Here is a 16,408-nt window from a genome sequence, read left to right on the forward strand (position 1 = left end):
TCATGGGCATTTTAAATAAAATTTTAACGGCATTTCGTGGCGGCGCAAATGAAGTCGGCCAAACTATTGTTGATGCAAACTCTACTCGTATTTTTGAACAAGAAATTCGTGACGCAGAAAAGCATTTAACTAAAGCAAAACGTGAGTTAACTGACGTTATGGCGAAAGAAATGCAAGCAAGCCGTGAAATCGATCGCCTGAAACGCAGCATCACTGAGCACGAAGGTTATGCAACTCAAGCACTTGAAAAAGATAACGAAGCGTTAGCAATTGAAGTTGCTGAAAAAATCGCTCAGTTAGATCAAGAGCTAGCAGAACACGAAACAGCGAACAGCAGCTATTCTGCACATGCTTTACGCTTAAAAGAATTAGTGAAGAAAACCGAGCGTCAATTAACTGATTATCAACGTCAGCTAAGCATGGTTAAAACCACTGAAAGCGTACAAAAAGCCACCGCGACTATTACTGATTCATTTGCATCAAGTAACTCAAAGTTAATGAATGCAAAAGATTCACTAGAGCGTATTAAAGCTCGCCAGCAACAGTTTGATGATCGCCTACAAGCATCAGAAACCTTAGCTGAAGAGAATAGCGACAAGTCTTTACACGCTAAGCTAGCAGAAGCAGGAATTGGTGAGCAAAAGTCTAGTGCTAATGCTGTTTTAGAGCGTCTTAAAGCGAAAAAAGGTTAATTGACTATGGGATTTCTGCGTGGCCTATTTGGCAAGAAAGAAGCCCCTAAACGTCAGCTTGACCATGTGAACAAGCTACTCAAGGGAGATATGATCTCCCTTGATGATAGTTTTGCCTTACCTGAGCAACTACGTGGGCAGCAACTTAAAGTTGAAGCGATTCATACTTATGAATATGAACGTTCACAACAATGTGAGTGGTTACTTCGCGGTCACAGTGGCACCGCTATTTTCATGTCTTACATTGAAGAAGATGAAGCTTACTTAAGTTTCTCAGTCAAAGTAAATCGCTCTATCGTTGAGCAAATTTTTGATCTCGATGAATTCTCACAGTTATTTGAAGAGCCCGGTAATGCTGAGCTCAAAACACTACCGCTTTCAAATGAATTAGACAGTGAATACGCACGCTGGTTAAGTGATGCTTATCATCAAGTTGAATTTGCCACTTTTGGTTATTTCCATCGTCAAGATTACCGTGGTCAAAAGCCACCTCAAGATGATAGTAATCAACAACGAGGCGATGGCTTTGAAAGCTACTCATTAGTTGATAGCGATGAAAGCCACGCTGTGGATGTCGAAGTTTATGAAGGTGGCGATACTGAAGTCATGTTGACGCTATATCGTCCATTAACGGATATTCGCGAGTTTTGGCCGGCAAGCTAAGTTAAAGCGGTTTTAGGGAGTTAAACCAACCATGAGTAAAGGTAAATCGTTACCAGAAACCTGGATAAAAAATCAGCAAGCGGCCAAGGCAACCCAAGTCGCGTTTGATTTAGATGAAAAGTTTCAGTACCAGATCCGAAAAGCCGCCCTTGATGCAGGGGTCAGCCCTTCAGATCAAATTCGCTCAATACTTGGTTTAAGCGTCACTAAGCGCCCAAAAAGGCCCAGATTAACCGTATCGTTAAGCCAAGATGATTACGTCTTACTAGCCCAGCGATACGGGTTAAATTCAGATGCACAACTTGAAATTAAAAAGCGCGTTTTAGATGATTTAGTGCAATTTGTAGACGAATAGCTGATGTTTGGATTTTAAAAAACACGCCTTGTTTAAGGCGTGTTTTTTTTGGCTGCAATTAAGGTTTACGCCATACCCCATGATTGGTAGCATCACTGCACTGCTTTTGCAAAACGGATTTGTATCGATGATAGATAAAAAACGCTGGTCATTAAAAACCTTAAATGGTCCCAGCCCTTTCGAACTGGCGATGATGGTGTTATCGCTTTTTTCAGTCTTTATTGTGATTATGCTGACTTTCAGCAAAATAGATCCTGAAACCAGACGGGTATTATTGTTTATTGATACCAGTATCTGCCTCTTGTTTATGTCGCGCTTTTTTTATGAACTTTTTAAAGCCCCAAGTAAGAAGTTTTATTTAAAACATCACTGGATTGATTTTGTTGCCAGCATCCCTGCAATTGAAGCACTGCGTATCGCCCGTGTTTTCCAAATATTACGGGTGATCAGATTAATTCGTGCCACACGCACACTAATCATTCCGCTATTAAGACAAAGCAAACAAACCACCTTAGCCGGGTTATTAGTGGCAATGGTGTTTATTTTGGGCGCAGCTTCCGTGCTAATTTTATTAGTTGAAACTGGGGTTGAAGGCGCCAACATTCAAACTGCCGAGCAAGCCATTTGGTGGGCATTAGTGACCATATCAACCGTGGGTTATGGTGATTTTTATCCAGTTAGCACAATTGGCCATATCATTGGCGCGATTGTAATTATTAGTGGCGTGAGTTTTTTTGGGGTGATTTCTGGTTACATGGCATCGGTTTTTGTCGCGCCAGACAGCAATGAACGTGAAGAGCGTGAAGAAACTAATAAACAGGATATCAAATCTGCTTTAGAGCAAGCATTGGAGCGTATGGAGCAAAACCAGCAACAAATGGAAAAAAACCAGCGTCAAATGCTTGATGAAATAGCCATTTTAAAACAGCAGCTTATAGATAAGAATTAACCAGTGCTCACCACATTCGGATTATTTCATCTATAAAAAATAAGGCCTATCAACTGATAGGCCTTATGTTTAAATGTTTAGCTTACCAGTATGGCTGGTTTTTTAAGGCACTTTTACGAGAATGCTCCATGGCAAACAGCAAACTAGCCTCTTTATCTTCAAGCCAACGGCCAATATCCACGTCGGTCTCTGCAGTCAGTTTAGCCAACAATTGATAACAACCTAAGGTTTGAATACCTAAGGCTAAATCTTGCCAAGGCGCTCTGAATGCTTCGCGGTCTTCTGCTTGATACAATTCACCATAAGCAAACCCCACCAAGATACTTTCATCTAAGCAATGGGCCACTTTTTGATAATCAAGGCTATCCATTGCCGCGCTCATTGGCATTACATCTACAATCCGCTGCCATGAATCTTGTTGTAAACGATTAGCAAACACACCCAATTCAGGATAATCCACTAAGCGGTGGGAACCATTGGCAGTTTTTAATAATAAATCCACTAATTCAAGCTGTAATTGACCGTATTCAGGTTTAAGCCAAAAAGCCTCGAGATTATTATCAGCAACAAGCTTAGCCGCACTGGCTTTAGCTAATGCCTTTAGCGGCGCTTTATTAATGGATTTACCGAATAAGTTTTGACGCTCATCAATAATTAAACTGAGGCTTTGCAGCGGCTCAATAAATTGTAGTTGTTGCTCTAACGTGTCGAAGTAACTGAGCACTTGTGAATTCAATAATCCAAATTGGCTTAGAGTCAGTCGCAACAATCGAATACAAGCCCGCAGTTGCATCCATAATTGTGCTTGCTGAGAAATTTCATCACTATCAAGCAAGATTGATTCAATGATCTGCCAGCGTTCGATGCCCGACTCTAATAATACTTCCAAGGTTTTTGATAAACTTTTATCGCTGGGTAAGCGAATATAATCGATGCTCTTTAATGATTGCGCTTGTGAGTGACCTGAAAGTAAATAGCCTCGCTGGGCTTTACTCGCTTTACCTAATCTCACCGGAACATGACGAGCAACGTCAATAGCCAACTGCAATAGCGCTGACGTGTCACCAGCTAACAGTTCAAACTCCACTTCACAAATGGGATCGGCTTTGCCGTTAGCCAGGACATTACCGGTATCAAATGCAATCTCAACTAAACTATCGCCAATATAAACATGCCATGATTGACGGCAAAAATTAGTTTCAAAAATACAGCTGATTTCAGCTTGCAGCTCACTAACCAGCATTTCTTGCGGCCAAATGGTGTCAGGAAATAATGCCAGTTCGGGGAAATCTTGCTCAATAGCCACATTATATTCGGGCCGAGAGTGAATACCGCCAATAACTTTGCCCGCAGTTTTAATGGTTTGCTCGGTATACTTTTCAGTTTGGCGTACCCTAAGCCCCATCAAATGTTGTCTTAATTGTAATTGAGGTGTATCAAAGTATTTGTTTGATAACTGACAAGTTTCTTGAGGGGTAGCGCCGTCCAATTCATTCAGTAATTTTACCAATAAATCATGGTATTGTGGCTGTATAAACAGCTTAAGTTCTATCTCAGAGTCCATTGACTTCTTTTTCACCTTGTCATTAAATCTTCATTAATGCGTCATAATTAGTTCATAATGTCACATTAGTGTAATAAAAATCCCTTAGGATAGCGTTACTCAGTTCTATATACTGACTAATATCAACTGTAGATTAAATTAAAAACACAGTTTCATTATGTGGACGCTTAAGGTAACATGCGCCCGCTTTTCCAAAATTGGAATCATTAAATAGGTTAACCGCAATGCCAGTAAACTCTATTTTAGGAGTGTTTGCAAAATCACCCCTTAAGCCCTTAGAACAGCATATCGACAAAGTTCATGAATGTGCAGTACTACTTGTACCATTCTTTGACGCAACGACCTCAGGTGACTGGGATGAAGCGGTCAAAGTCCGTAAGCAAATAAGCTTACTTGAAAATGAGGCAGATACGCTAAAGCGTGAGATCCGCCTTACCCTTCCTAGTGGGTTGTTTATGCCAGTAGAGCGTACTGACTTGCTTGAGTTATTAACTCAACAAGACAAAATCGCTAACAAGGCAAAAGACATCTCCGGCCGTATTATTGGTCGCCAATTAGTTTTCCCTCAACAAGTGCAAGCACCGTTTAAAGCTTACCTCAAACGTTGTTTAGATGCTGTCTCTCTTGCTAAGCAAGCAATTAACGAACTCGATGACCTTCTCGAAACAGGTTTTAGAGGACGTGAAGTCGAATTAGTCGCCAAAATGATCAATGAATTAGATCGTATTGAAGCTGATTCAGATGATTTGCAAATCCAAGTACGTCGCTTACTACTAAGCTTGGAAGCAGATTTGAATCCTATCGATGTCATGTTTATGTACAAGATTATCGAATGGGTTGGAGGCTTGGCAGATTTAGCCGAGCGTGTAGGCTCTCGCCTAGAGCTAATGTTAGCTCGCAGTTCATAACTAAAAAGGTTATCAAGGAAACAACATGGTTGATGTATTAGTCACCAATGGCCCAATGCTTATTGGTATTGCGGCTGTATTTGGATTTTTGATGGCATGGGGTATTGGCGCAAACGATGTCGCTAATGCTATGGGAACCTCTGTGGGTTCTAATGCTATCACTATTAAACAAGCTATTATCATTGCAATGATCTTCGAATTCGCAGGTGCATACCTTGCGGGTGGCGAAGTGACCAGCACAATTCGTAAAGGGATTATTGACGCGAGTTATTTCGTCGATTCACCTGAATTACTGGTTTACGGCATGATAGGTTCTCTACTTGCTGCAGGTATTTGGCTGATCCTAGCCTCAGCGCTAGGTTGGCCTGTATCTACGACTCACTCTATTATTGGCGCTATTGTTGGCTTTGCTGCAGTAGGTGTTAGCGTAGATTCTGTTGAATGGGGCAAGGTTGTTGGCATTGTCGGCTCTTGGGTTGTGACTCCTGCGATATCCGGTTTCATCGCCTTTATGATCTTCCAAAGTGTTCAAAAACTCATTTTTAACACTGATGATCCGTTAGCCAACGCTAAGCGTTATGTACCTTTCTACATGGCTTTTGCAGGCTTTGTGATGTCACTTGTGACTATTACTAAAGGTTTGAAGCATGTTGGATTGCACTTCTCAACTGCTGAAGCCTATGGCTTAGCCGCTATTGTTGCCGTTGTTATTGGTATCTTTGGTAAGATTATGATCGGCCGCTTAAACATGAGCACCGACGTTAATCGCCAAACTGAATATGCAAATGTAGAAAAAGTATTTGCTATCTTAATGGTAGTTACCGCTTGTTGTATGGCATTTGCTCACGGTTCAAATGACGTTGCTAACGCCATTGGCCCATTAGCAGCTGTAGTTTCAGTTGTTAACAGCGGCGGTGAAATTGGCTCTAAAGCGGCTTTAGCTTGGTGGATTTTACCATTAGGTGCGGTTGGTATTGTGATGGGTCTAGCTATCTTTGGTAAGCGTGTAATGCAAACCATTGGTAAAAACATCACTCACTTAACCCCAAGCCGTGGTTTTGCTGCTGAACTTGCTGCAGCATCAACAGTTGTTATTGCATCAGGTACCGGTTTACCTATCTCGACAACTCAAACACTAGTTGGTGCGGTATTAGGTGTGGGTATGGCTCGTGGTATTGCCGCAATTAATATCGGTGTAGTACGTAACATCGTTGTTTCTTGGGTTGTTACCTTACCTGCGGGTGCGGCATTATCTATCCTGTTCTTCTTCACCATCAAAGGGATATTTAGCTAATAACTCGTCAGTTATTAAGCTAACCACGCAAAAGCCGGTCATATTAATGTCCGGCTTTTTTGTTTCAAATAGCAAACTTTCGTTAATCAGCGGGCTAATTATTCGCTTCATTTAGCCAAAGCATAACGTTTTACGCATAATCCCATTAGATTAATCAGTAATATCGCTTATTTGAATAAGACTTTTGCGTTCTTCCTTGCAATCAAGTCGCTAAATAAATAGCATGACGGGTAGTTCTAATGGTATGGAAAAATAACGTGTTAAGAATGTTCACAATGGTAGTATTACTACTGCTCTCAAATGGCTTAATGGCGCAACAAGCGACGCATTTCATTACCGATGATGTCGATATTTACATGCATAGTGGTCCAGGGACTCAATACCGTATTTTAGGCACCATCGAAGCAGGCCAATCAGTTACCTTATTAAACGAAAGCCAAAACGATTACAGTAAAATTCGTGATCATAAAAACCGTGAAGGTTGGGTGATTTCTGAGTTAGTTAAAAAAGGCACCGGCCTTAGAAACCGTTTGCCAATTGTTGAAGCAGAACTCGCTAAAGCCAAGCAAACTTTAGCGCAGCTAGATCAAAGCTCTGAGTCTGTAACCCAACAGCTAACAGCAGCTAACCAACAGATTTTATCTCTAGAATCAGAGCTTGCTAGCGCATCTCAACAGCGCGACCATGCGATTAAAGAATTGAATGCGATTCAAGATAATGCTCAATCAAGAATGTGGCAACAAGGCGCATTAATTGCTGGATTAGGCGCCTTAATCGGTATTTTCCTAGTCTATCTACCAAGACCACAACGTAAGAAGAACAGCCGCTGGATGTAGTCCTAGCTCAATTACGCGACTTATCTTACCTGAAAAGCCAATGCCATTGCATTGGCTTTTTTGTTTCTGCTTTTTGAGCTTACGCTGGCAACAAAACACAACATTTACCCCCTCAAAAAAGTCGTTATTTTGCCTGCAAGAGGTATAAAAAACACCTAGGCTATATTTCATCATCACAACTGACACTAAATCTTGCTCAACATCACATTTTAATCGTATACTCGCCTCGATTTCGTACATTGTATACAAAATAAAAAACATCATAATAAACATCTTGTTTACAAAGTTAGTAAACAGCTCAAGACGGAATGAAAATTATGTTCAATGCCAGTGAAGTCCTAAACGGTCATTACAATAATGCTAGCTTAGATGAGCTATTCTCAGCCATAACTAATAATTACATCGTTGATGAAGAACTGTATTTATCTGAGCTTATTAAATTAGTGCCATCGTCTGATACTGAAATTAAGCAAATCACTGATAAAGCCCATCAACTGGTCTTGAAAGTGCGCCAATTTGAAAAGAAAGGCCTAATGATTGGCATTGATGCTTTCTTGCAGCAATACAGCTTAGAAACTCAAGAAGGCATTATCTTGATGTGTCTTGCTGAAGCATTATTGCGTATCCCTGATGCCGCTACTGCAGATGCCTTAATCGAAGATAAGCTCTCTGGCGCTAAGTGGGATGCGCACTTAAGTAAAAGTGATTCAGTGTTAGTTAACGCATCCACTTGGGGCTTAATGCTCACAGGTAAAATCGTTAAGTTAGATAAAAACATCGACGGCAAACCTAGTAACTTGCTAAACCGTTTAGTTAATCGTGTTGGTGAGCCTGTTATTCGTCAAGCAATGAATGCCGCGATGAAGATTATGGGTAAACAGTTTGTGTTGGGACAAACGGTTAAAGAGGCCCTTAAAAACAGTGTTGCTAAGCGCCAGCAAGGTTACACCCACAGCTATGATATGCTCGGTGAAGCCGCGTTAACCGCTAAAGATGCACATAAGTATTACACTGAATATAGCCATGCGATTGCTGAATTAGGCGCACAAGAATACGATCTATCAAGCGCTCCTCGCCCCACAATCTCAATCAAATTATCGGCGCTGCATCCACGCTATGAAGTCGCCAATGAATCACGTGTACTCAGTGAATTATATGACACTGTCATTAAACTCATCGTGCAAGCGCGCGAGCTCAACATCGGTATTTCAATCGATGCCGAAGAAATGGATCGCCTTGAATTATCACTCAAGTTATTCCAGAAGCTATATAACGCCAACGAAACTCAAGGTTGGGGCTTACTGGGGATTGTGGTTCAAGCCTACTCAAAACGTGCCCTGCCGGTATTATGTTGGTTAACTAAGTTATCCCGCGAGCAAGGCGATGAAATTCCAGTGAGACTAGTAAAAGGCGCTTATTGGGACAGTGAGTTAAAATGGGCTCAGCAAGCTGGCGACGGTGGCTACCCACTTTACACTCGCAAAGCCGGCACGGACGTATCATATTTAGCCTGTGCTCGTTATTTACTCTCTGACGCCACTACAGGCGCCATATACCCGCAATTTGCCACCCATAATGCCCAAACAGTTGCCAGTATCAGTGCGATGGGCGCGAATCGTCACTATGAGTTCCAGCGCCTACATGGCATGGGTGAAGAGCTCTACGACACTATGCTGGCTGAAAGTGGCGCAAAATCCGTGCGTATCTACGCGCCTATTGGTGCCCATAAAGATCTACTGCCTTATCTGGTAAGGCGCCTATTAGAAAACGGCGCTAACACCTCGTTTGTTCACAAATTAGTGGACCCGAAAACCCCTATCGAAAGCTTAGTGGTGCATCCATTAAGCACTTTAAAAGCTTATAAAACTTTAGCTAATAACAAAATTGTTCTGCCGGAAGATATTTTTGGTATAGAACGTAAAAACTCTAAAGGATTAAACATGAACATCATTTCTGAGTCTGCGCCATTTTTTGCCGGCGTTGACCAATTTAACGATACCCAATGGACTGCTGGGCCATTAGTCAATGGCGAGACCTTAAGCGGCGAAACCAAAAATGTACTCAGCCCATTTGACACCACTAAAACGGTGGGACAAGTAGCTTTTGCCAATAATCAGGCAATTGAAGCTGCATTAAGTTCTGCCCATGGCGCTTTTCATCGTTGGAGTCATACCCCCGTTGAGCAGCGTGCATCTGCACTGCAAAAACTGGCTGACTTACTTGAAGAGAACCGCGAAGAACTGATTGCCCTTTGTACTCGTGAAGCAGGTAAAAGCTTACAAGATGGCATTGATGAAGTCCGTGAAGCAGTAGATTTTTGTCGCTACTATGCTATTCAAGCCAAGAAAATGATGGCGGCGCCAACTTTGCTTCCTGGGCCGACGGGTGAATTAAATGAACTATTCATTCAAGGCCGCGGCATCTTTGTTTGTATTAGCCCTTGGAACTTCCCATTAGCGATTTTCTTGGGCCAAGTTACTGCGGCGCTAGCTGCTGGTAATACCGTGATTGCCAAACCCGCTGAGCAAACTTCATTAGTAGGTTACCGCGCAGTGCAATTAGCTCATGAAGCAGGCATTCCTGTCGATGTACTGCAGTTCTTACCAGGCACTGGCGCTACTGTTGGCGCAGCGATCACCGCTGATGAACGTATTGGCGGTGTGTGCTTTACTGGTTCAACCGGCACTGCTAAATTGATTAACCGCACATTAGCTAATCGTGAAGGTGCTATCATTCCGCTCATCGCTGAAACTGGCGGTCAAAATGCGATGATAGTTGACTCGACCTCACAAGCAGAACAAGTGGTTGCAGATGTGGTTTCATCGTCGTTTACCAGTGCAGGCCAGCGCTGCTCGGCATTGCGAGTGCTGTTCTTACAAGAAGATATTGCCGATCGCGTATTAGATGTAATGCAAGGCGCGATGGAAGAGCTCAGTATTGGTAACCCAAGCTTTGTTCAAACTGACGTTGGCCCTGTGATTGATGCCACTGCAAAAGCGAACCTAAATGCCCATATTGATCATATCTCGCAAGTTGGTAAGTTAATTAAGAAAATCGACTTACCCGCAGGCACTGAAAATGGCCACTTTGTGTCGCCAACAGCGGTAGAAATTGATTCAATTAAAGTGCTTGAGAAAGAACATTTCGGGCCAATTTTGCACGTTATTCGTTATAAAGCCGCTAATTTAGCCGCGGTTATTGACGAGATAAACAGCACCGGCTTTGGTCTTACTTTAGGAATTCATAGCCGCAATGAAGGCCATGCGTTAAATCTTGCAGACAAGGTTGATGTGGGTAACGTCTATATTAATCGTAACCAAATTGGCGCAGTAGTGGGTGTACAGCCTTTTGGCGGTCAAGGTTTATCAGGTACTGGCCCCAAAGCAGGCGGACCACACTACCTTACTCGTTTTATTACTGAAAAAACCCGCACCAACAATATTACTGCCATTGGCGGTAACGCGACGTTATTGTCCCTTGGTGATGCTGAAGACTAATAATTAGCAGGTTTGAAACCATAAAAATGCCCGCAGCTGCGGGCATTTTTTTGTTCAAGCTATTTTATTTAGGTTAATAGTGTTCAAGCTAATAGTATTTACCGATAAAACCATCAACGGCTTACCATTAATTAAGTAAGCAGGTATCACTTGAATCGCCATAACAAAGCCCAATCGAGACAAGGATAGGCCTTAGCACTGCTTATAAAGCTAAGCTTTCTTTTTCAGCAGCAGTTTTACGCTCAGGGCTTGTCTTAACATGGGTTAAGTACAAAGGTAAGCCCACGAGTAAAAAGCCGCCGACTAAATTACCTAATGCCGTTGGAATTTCATTCCACAATAGGTAGTCGCTAACAGTAAAGTCACCGCCCATGATCATTGAAAATGGAAATAGGAACATATTAACGATTGAATGCTCAAAACCCATAAAGAAGAACAGCATCACAGGCATCCACATTGCAGCCATTTTGCCGCTCACTGAGGTTGAGATCATAGCGCCTACCACTCCCATAGACACCATCCAGTTACACAACATGCCGCGAATAAAAATAGTAAACCAGCCTGCCACGCCATGCTCTTGATACCCTAACGTACGTGACTCACCAATTGAGCTCACTTTAGCCGCTAATACTCCACCGTCAGTGTTGTAACCATAAGTCAGGATATAGGATGCAAAAAATGCCACGGTTAACGCGCCGGCAAAATTCCCCACAAACACTAACCCCCAATTCCTAAAAAGTTGCTCCCAGGTACATCCCGGTCGCTTGTTAAGGACAGCTAAAGGCACTAAGGTAAATACACCTGTCAGCAAATCAAACTTCATCAGATACAGCATAATAAACCCAACCGGGAATAATAATGATCCGACTAACAAGCTACCTGTTTTCACGATAACGGTAATGGCAAAAAAAGCGGCAAGTCCCAGTATCGCGCCAGCCATAAATGCCCTAACTAATGTATCTCGTGTCGACATGAAGATTTTTTGCTCCCCAGCATCTACCATCTTGGTAGCAAACTCCTTTGGCTCGATATATGACATAGTCCATTCCCTATAGTTATGTAGTTGACTGCTAATAAGCCAACTTCATACCAAGGTTGATAAATGCTTATAAATCAACGCACTAATCTAATTAGATTTTTTGAAAATGGTTGTAAGTAGTGCAAGCTGCACCTAGATAGCGCAAAAAAGCCATTATTGAAAGGCCGTATTTAGCATCAAGTTTGTCTCGCTAAATGAAGCGTAATGAGCAAGTTAGTGGTTGTTGCGGCGGATAAGTGAGTCTTCGTTAAGACTCAAATGGTACCAATAATCGAATATGGTTATTGTAGTGACTAGCAATAGCTTGATGACTAAATGGTTAAATGGCAATATTCATTTTAAGCTCTAACTTGTATGGCAGCGCTGATAACTTTTGCTTGAGATTTTGCTGAAATACTTTGATATCACCGGTCTTTATAATTGACTCTTCACTAGGTACGACATTGATATCAATTCTAAGCTCATTTCCCACTTTGACGACACTGCCTAAATGCAGGGTTTCTTGGCTATCAACTTCTTTCATGCCTTTGGATACTTCTGCAATCAGTTCTTGTTGTGGTGCCATTTGCAATAACTCTTTGACCGCTTGACTCACCATAGAAAAAGGAACTTTCAAAAAGTAAGCTGAAATTAATATCATCATGAGTGGATCGGCATAACCTGCATATTGAGCCAGCGAAGTTTGCGTTAAGCCCCATGCGATAACAAACCCCAGCGTAATAGCCATGCTGAGCAAAGTATCCATCTGCCACTGCTTAGTTTCTGCTTCAATTAACCCTGAGTGCGACTCGCGGCTCATTTGGGTTATTTTCCACCAAGCAAAACCACAACCAAGGGTATTTACCAGCCCAAAAACACTCGCTACACCAATGTCTAACGGCTTGACACCTTGTATTAAACTATCGATTGCGCCGAACAGTGAATAAATCACTAGGCACATAATCACCACACCTTTGATCGCAATAACAATAGGTTCAAACATCGCCTTACCATTGGGGAAACGCTTATCTTTCGGGGAATGGATAAGCTTAGCGGCGAGCAGTGACAAAATAGTTAACAGCAAACTAATTAACGAGTATAAACCATCAAAGGCTATGACTAAGGAACCCAATATCAGCCCAACCGCCAAGCCGCCTACAGCAAACATCAGCGCAAATACTGAAGACAGTATCAACACTTTTTGCTCTATTGCTTGAGATGGCACACACATATGAATTCCTCATAAAATTAATCATTTACCCGTATAGGTAATTGAGTACAGTTTGGCATTCTGTATTAAATCAGCAATGACAAACTCAACGTCTGTGAGGTTATTTTGATAGTAATATTATTATAGCAAGGCTATTCAATGACTTAGTTTAGCAACCATCTGTCAATTATATTGACAGTGAGTGCTTGGCATGAATCCGAAATAACACGAATAAGCTAATACAAAGGTGATAGCTGGTTATTGAAATGGACCAGTTGAACAGTTTGATTTAATGACCCATCGAGGATGGGCTTATCATGAACACAAGATTAAAAAGCAAATAGATAGTCATTTAACTGATCGGCTAACCAGTTTGTCGCGGGATGCTCATTAAGGCCACTTGCTGCAAACATGCAATAGTCTTCCTGCAATAAACCGTAAGTATGCTTAATCACCGCAATGGATTGCTGCCTCAATAAATGTTTAATCAAGGGCTCAGGCATTACACCCCAAGCATCTTCAGTTTGAATGGAGCTAAGAATGTAATCAAAACTTGAAAAACCAATATAGTTACGGGAAAAAGGCTGTAATTCAGGATTGGACTTTTCATTTAAATATACCATTGATGCTTGCATGGCGCTGCGCAAGTCTTCATCTGACACTCGGCGTTTTGCTGCCAAGGGGTGGTCATGACGGCACACTGACATCATGCGAATTTTACCTAAAGGATGTGATGTCACCATGGCACTATCAGTGCTTTCATAGTCAATTCCAAAAGCAAAATTAACTTGCTCAGTTTCAACTAAATTGGCCAGATCGCCGGTGGAGGCCAGCACAATATTAAATGAGGTTGCTGGAAAGTGATTATTAAGCTGATGAGTCAACTCTAACCAAATATCGTCAGGTAAAGAGTCGTCACGGGCAATCCATACTTCTGCAGCAAACTCACCTTTAACTTGACGACAGGTTTGGCGGATCCGCTGCGCCGCTGTCAGCATACTTTGGCAATCTTTATAAATAGCCTTACCTGCTTCGGACAATGTGACTTGGTTACCGGTGCGATCAAATAATGCGGTATCGAGATCTTTTTCCATCGCTTTAATCGCCATGGTCATTTTGGTGCGATTCTGTTCTGTTTGTCTCGCCGCTTCTGACACAGAGCCCAGCTCTGCGACCAAACAAAAAGCTTCAATTTGCGAAAGTGTCAGTGCCATTATTATTCCTATAGTGAGGCTACCTCGCTAAGATAGCCTATTGCTTTGTGCCACAACAGTACGCTTTATCAATTTCGCTAGTCAGTTATCGGTTATCAACATAGCTTAGGCAATGCTAACCATCTTAAGGGAAAAAATGAAATCTAAAATTACAGCGGATATGGGAGTTTGAGGCAGGAAAGTGAGGTAGTAAAAGGCAGCTTGATAACAATCCTAATAACCATCAAGCCCTCACAGGCAATATTCGCACTATTGACTATCAAACAAACCGTTGCGCTTTAAACCTCGATGAACGTTTTTACATAACTTGGCAAATTTTTCTAAATCGCCAAAGCTCGGGGTGGCATTATTGTCCAGCGATGATTGCCAATAACTCACTTCACTATCAACAATTTCAAGCAGTTTTTTGGGACAGCCAATACAGCTACTATTAAAACCACATACGGCTAAAGCAGGATCATCTAAGGGAAAGGTATCTTTAACTTGGTTTATAAGTTGCTGCATTGCAGTCATTCTATCTGGTTTCATCATCAAGGGGCTCTTGCATCAATGAACGCCGATAATATTGCAGCGGCTGTTAAAGGTCAAAATACAGCCACCAAACCGCCTCAAGGTTAATGAGATGTATACTTTATTGTGCTGCAAATACAGTTAGCATGTGCCATTAAAGTAAAACCAACCCTAGAAGCAAAGAAGTCTAGACGTCTAGATTGACACTAATTTGTAGATCTCCTATGCTGACTATCATTGCACAAGCTATCATCATTGAAACTGAAATAACATGGATTGCTAAAGTAACTCGCAGCCTATTGGTGCAGCACCAATAACCATCAATGAATTGAATAAGATAATAAGAGAGACTCACTTGACCACACAAACACAAAAATCGGCCACCAGCCCAGCCTCCTTTGTTGCTTTACTGCCACTATTTGCTTTTTTAGCCTTATTTATTGGCGCTGGGGTTTACTTTCAAAGCCAAGGTGTAGACTTTGCTTTTTATCAGTTACCTAGTGTTATCGCGATTTTACCGGCGATTATCTTGGCGTTATTACTGTCTAAGCAAAAATTAAATCAATCCATTGATACTTTCATTGCCGGTATTGGTCACAGCAATATTATTGCTATGTGTCTGATTTATCTATTGGCAGGCGCCTTTGCCTCTGTCGCTAAAGCGACTGGTGGTGTTGATGCTACGGTTGCGCTGGGCTTATCAATGATCCCATCGAACTTATTATTACCCGGCTTTTTTGTTATTGCTGCCTTCATTGCTACCGCGATGGGCACCTCAATGGGTACCATTGCAGCGGTAGCGCCGATTGCATTAGGCGTTGCTGATCAAGCGCAAATTGATTATGCATTAATGGCTGGCGCAGTATTATCTGGTGCATTATTTGGTGATAACTTATCTATTATTTCTGATACCACCATTGCCTCAACCCGTACTCAGGGCTGTGAAATGAAAGACAAGTTCCGTGAGAACTTAATTTTCTCGCTGCCTGCATCAGCAATTGCCTTAGTGTTATTTGCTATTGCGGGTCAGGGACAAGCTGACATTGCCGCCCAAGAAATTGACTTCATTAACGTTATTCCTTACCTAACGATATTATTTTTAGCAGTATCAGGGGTTAATGTGTTTGTGGTACTAACCGTAGGCATACTGCTAGCTGGCGCTACAGGCCTGTTCACTATGGATTATAGTGCGGTCCAATTTGGTCAAGATATCTATGCTGGTTTCACCAACATGCAAGAAATCTTCATTCTATCTATGCTTGTTGGTGGTTTAGCTGCGCTGATGACACAACAAGGCGGTTTAACCTTTGTAAGCCAGAAGATTGAATCTTTGATTGCCCGCTTCTCTAAAGCCAAAGGTGACGCATCACCCCGCGCTGCTGAACTAGGTATGGCAGGTATGGTTGCAGCAACCAATGTGTGTGTCGCTAACAATACGGTATCGATTGTGGTTGTCGGTGACATTGCCAAAGACTTAGCCAGCAAGCATGGCGTTGCACCTAAGCGCGCGGCGAGTGTTTTAGATATCTTTGCTTGTATCATTCAAGGGTTAATTCCCCATGGCGCTCAAGCACTATTGATAGCATCAACCTTTGCCATTAGCCCATTAGCTGCTATTTCACACGCTTGGTATTGTATGATTTTAGCTGTGGTTGCTATTTCAATTGTGATATTGCGTAAACGCGCTTAATTCACTGT

Annotated in this window: 14 protein-coding genes; 9 read left to right on the top strand and 5 right to left on the bottom strand. The window is 42.1% G+C overall.

Going from position 1 to position 16,408, the window contains the following annotated elements:
* Window positions 1–2: 2 nt before the first annotated feature.
* From BCU57_RS13295 to BCU57_RS13310, 4 genes are all read left to right on the top strand, one after another.
* Window positions 3–692, top strand: coding sequence for a PspA/IM30 family protein (locus tag BCU57_RS13295; RefSeq protein ID WP_076539734.1), 690 nt, complete (start codon window positions 3–5; stop codon window positions 690–692).
* A gap of 6 nt (window positions 693–698) precedes the next feature.
* Window positions 699–1,355, top strand: coding sequence for a hypothetical protein (locus BCU57_RS13300; RefSeq protein ID WP_102438557.1), 657 nt, complete (start codon window positions 699–701; stop codon window positions 1,353–1,355).
* Window positions 1,356–1,386: 31 nt separating this feature from the next.
* Complete coding sequence (locus BCU57_RS13305; protein ID WP_102438559.1) at window positions 1,387–1,710, top strand: hypothetical protein; 324 nt, start codon at window positions 1,387–1,389, stop codon at window positions 1,708–1,710.
* 127 nt (window positions 1,711–1,837) lie between these two features.
* Window positions 1,838–2,659 (top strand): ion transporter, encoded by an 822-nt coding sequence (locus tag BCU57_RS13310; RefSeq protein ID WP_102438590.1) that lies wholly within the window; start codon window positions 1,838–1,840, stop codon window positions 2,657–2,659.
* Window positions 2,660–2,741: 82 nt separating this feature from the next.
* Here BCU57_RS13310 and BCU57_RS13315 read toward each other — a convergent pair whose 3' ends face one another.
* Entirely contained in the window at window positions 2,742–4,223 is a 1,482-nt protein-coding gene (locus BCU57_RS13315; protein WP_102438561.1) for an inorganic triphosphatase, read from the bottom strand.
* Window positions 4,224–4,447: 224 nt separating this feature from the next.
* Between BCU57_RS13315 and BCU57_RS13320 the strand changes: the two genes are divergently transcribed.
* From BCU57_RS13320 to putA, 4 genes are all read left to right on the top strand, one after another.
* Window positions 4,448–5,131: a TIGR00153 family protein gene (locus tag BCU57_RS13320; protein ID WP_102438563.1), complete on the top strand. Its 684-nt coding sequence runs from the start codon at window positions 4,448–4,450 to the stop codon at window positions 5,129–5,131.
* A 25-nt stretch (window positions 5,132–5,156) separates the two neighbouring features.
* A complete protein-coding gene (locus BCU57_RS13325) occupies window positions 5,157–6,425 on the top strand; it encodes an inorganic phosphate transporter (protein ID WP_102438565.1) in 1,269 nt (422 codons plus the stop codon).
* Window positions 6,426–6,691: 266 nt separating this feature from the next.
* Window positions 6,692–7,261 (top strand): TIGR04211 family SH3 domain-containing protein, encoded by a 570-nt coding sequence (locus BCU57_RS13330; RefSeq protein WP_241903522.1) that lies wholly within the window; start codon window positions 6,692–6,694, stop codon window positions 7,259–7,261.
* A gap of 317 nt (window positions 7,262–7,578) precedes the next feature.
* Window positions 7,579–10,758, top strand: coding sequence for a bifunctional proline dehydrogenase/L-glutamate gamma-semialdehyde dehydrogenase PutA (putA, locus tag BCU57_RS13335; RefSeq protein WP_102438569.1), 3,180 nt, complete (start codon window positions 7,579–7,581; stop codon window positions 10,756–10,758).
* Between the two features lie 202 nt (window positions 10,759–10,960).
* On the opposite strand, the gene BCU57_RS13340 is transcribed toward putA, so the two are convergent.
* From BCU57_RS13340 to BCU57_RS13355, 4 genes are all read right to left on the bottom strand, one after another.
* On the bottom strand, window positions 10,961–11,797 hold the full coding sequence (locus BCU57_RS13340) for a formate/nitrite transporter family protein (RefSeq protein WP_076540465.1): 837 nt from the start codon (window positions 11,795–11,797) through the stop codon (window positions 10,961–10,963).
* 319 nt (window positions 11,798–12,116) lie between these two features.
* The gene (locus tag BCU57_RS13345) at window positions 12,117–13,007 is read right to left on the bottom strand and encodes a cation diffusion facilitator family transporter (protein ID WP_102438571.1); all 891 of its coding nucleotides are present in this window, start codon (window positions 13,005–13,007) and stop codon (window positions 12,117–12,119) included.
* Between the two features lie 308 nt (window positions 13,008–13,315).
* Window positions 13,316–14,200 carry a LysR family transcriptional regulator gene (locus BCU57_RS13350; RefSeq protein ID WP_198589270.1) on the bottom strand — a complete coding sequence of 295 codons (885 nt, stop codon included), beginning with the start codon at window positions 14,198–14,200 and terminating at the stop codon, window positions 13,316–13,318.
* Between the two features lie 249 nt (window positions 14,201–14,449).
* On the bottom strand, window positions 14,450–14,731 hold the full coding sequence (locus BCU57_RS13355) for a hypothetical protein (RefSeq protein ID WP_347230778.1): 282 nt from the start codon (window positions 14,729–14,731) through the stop codon (window positions 14,450–14,452).
* Window positions 14,732–15,047: 316 nt separating this feature from the next.
* On the opposite strand from BCU57_RS13355, the gene BCU57_RS13360 reads away from it, so the two are divergent.
* Window positions 15,048–16,400, top strand: coding sequence for a Na+/H+ antiporter NhaC family protein (locus BCU57_RS13360; protein ID WP_368506623.1), 1,353 nt, complete (start codon window positions 15,048–15,050; stop codon window positions 16,398–16,400).
* Window positions 16,401–16,408 lie beyond the last annotated feature (8 nt).

Source organism: Shewanella sp. 10N.286.48.B5 (assembly GCF_002874355.2).
In the GTDB taxonomy this organism is placed as follows: domain Bacteria; phylum Pseudomonadota; class Gammaproteobacteria; order Enterobacterales; family Shewanellaceae; genus Shewanella.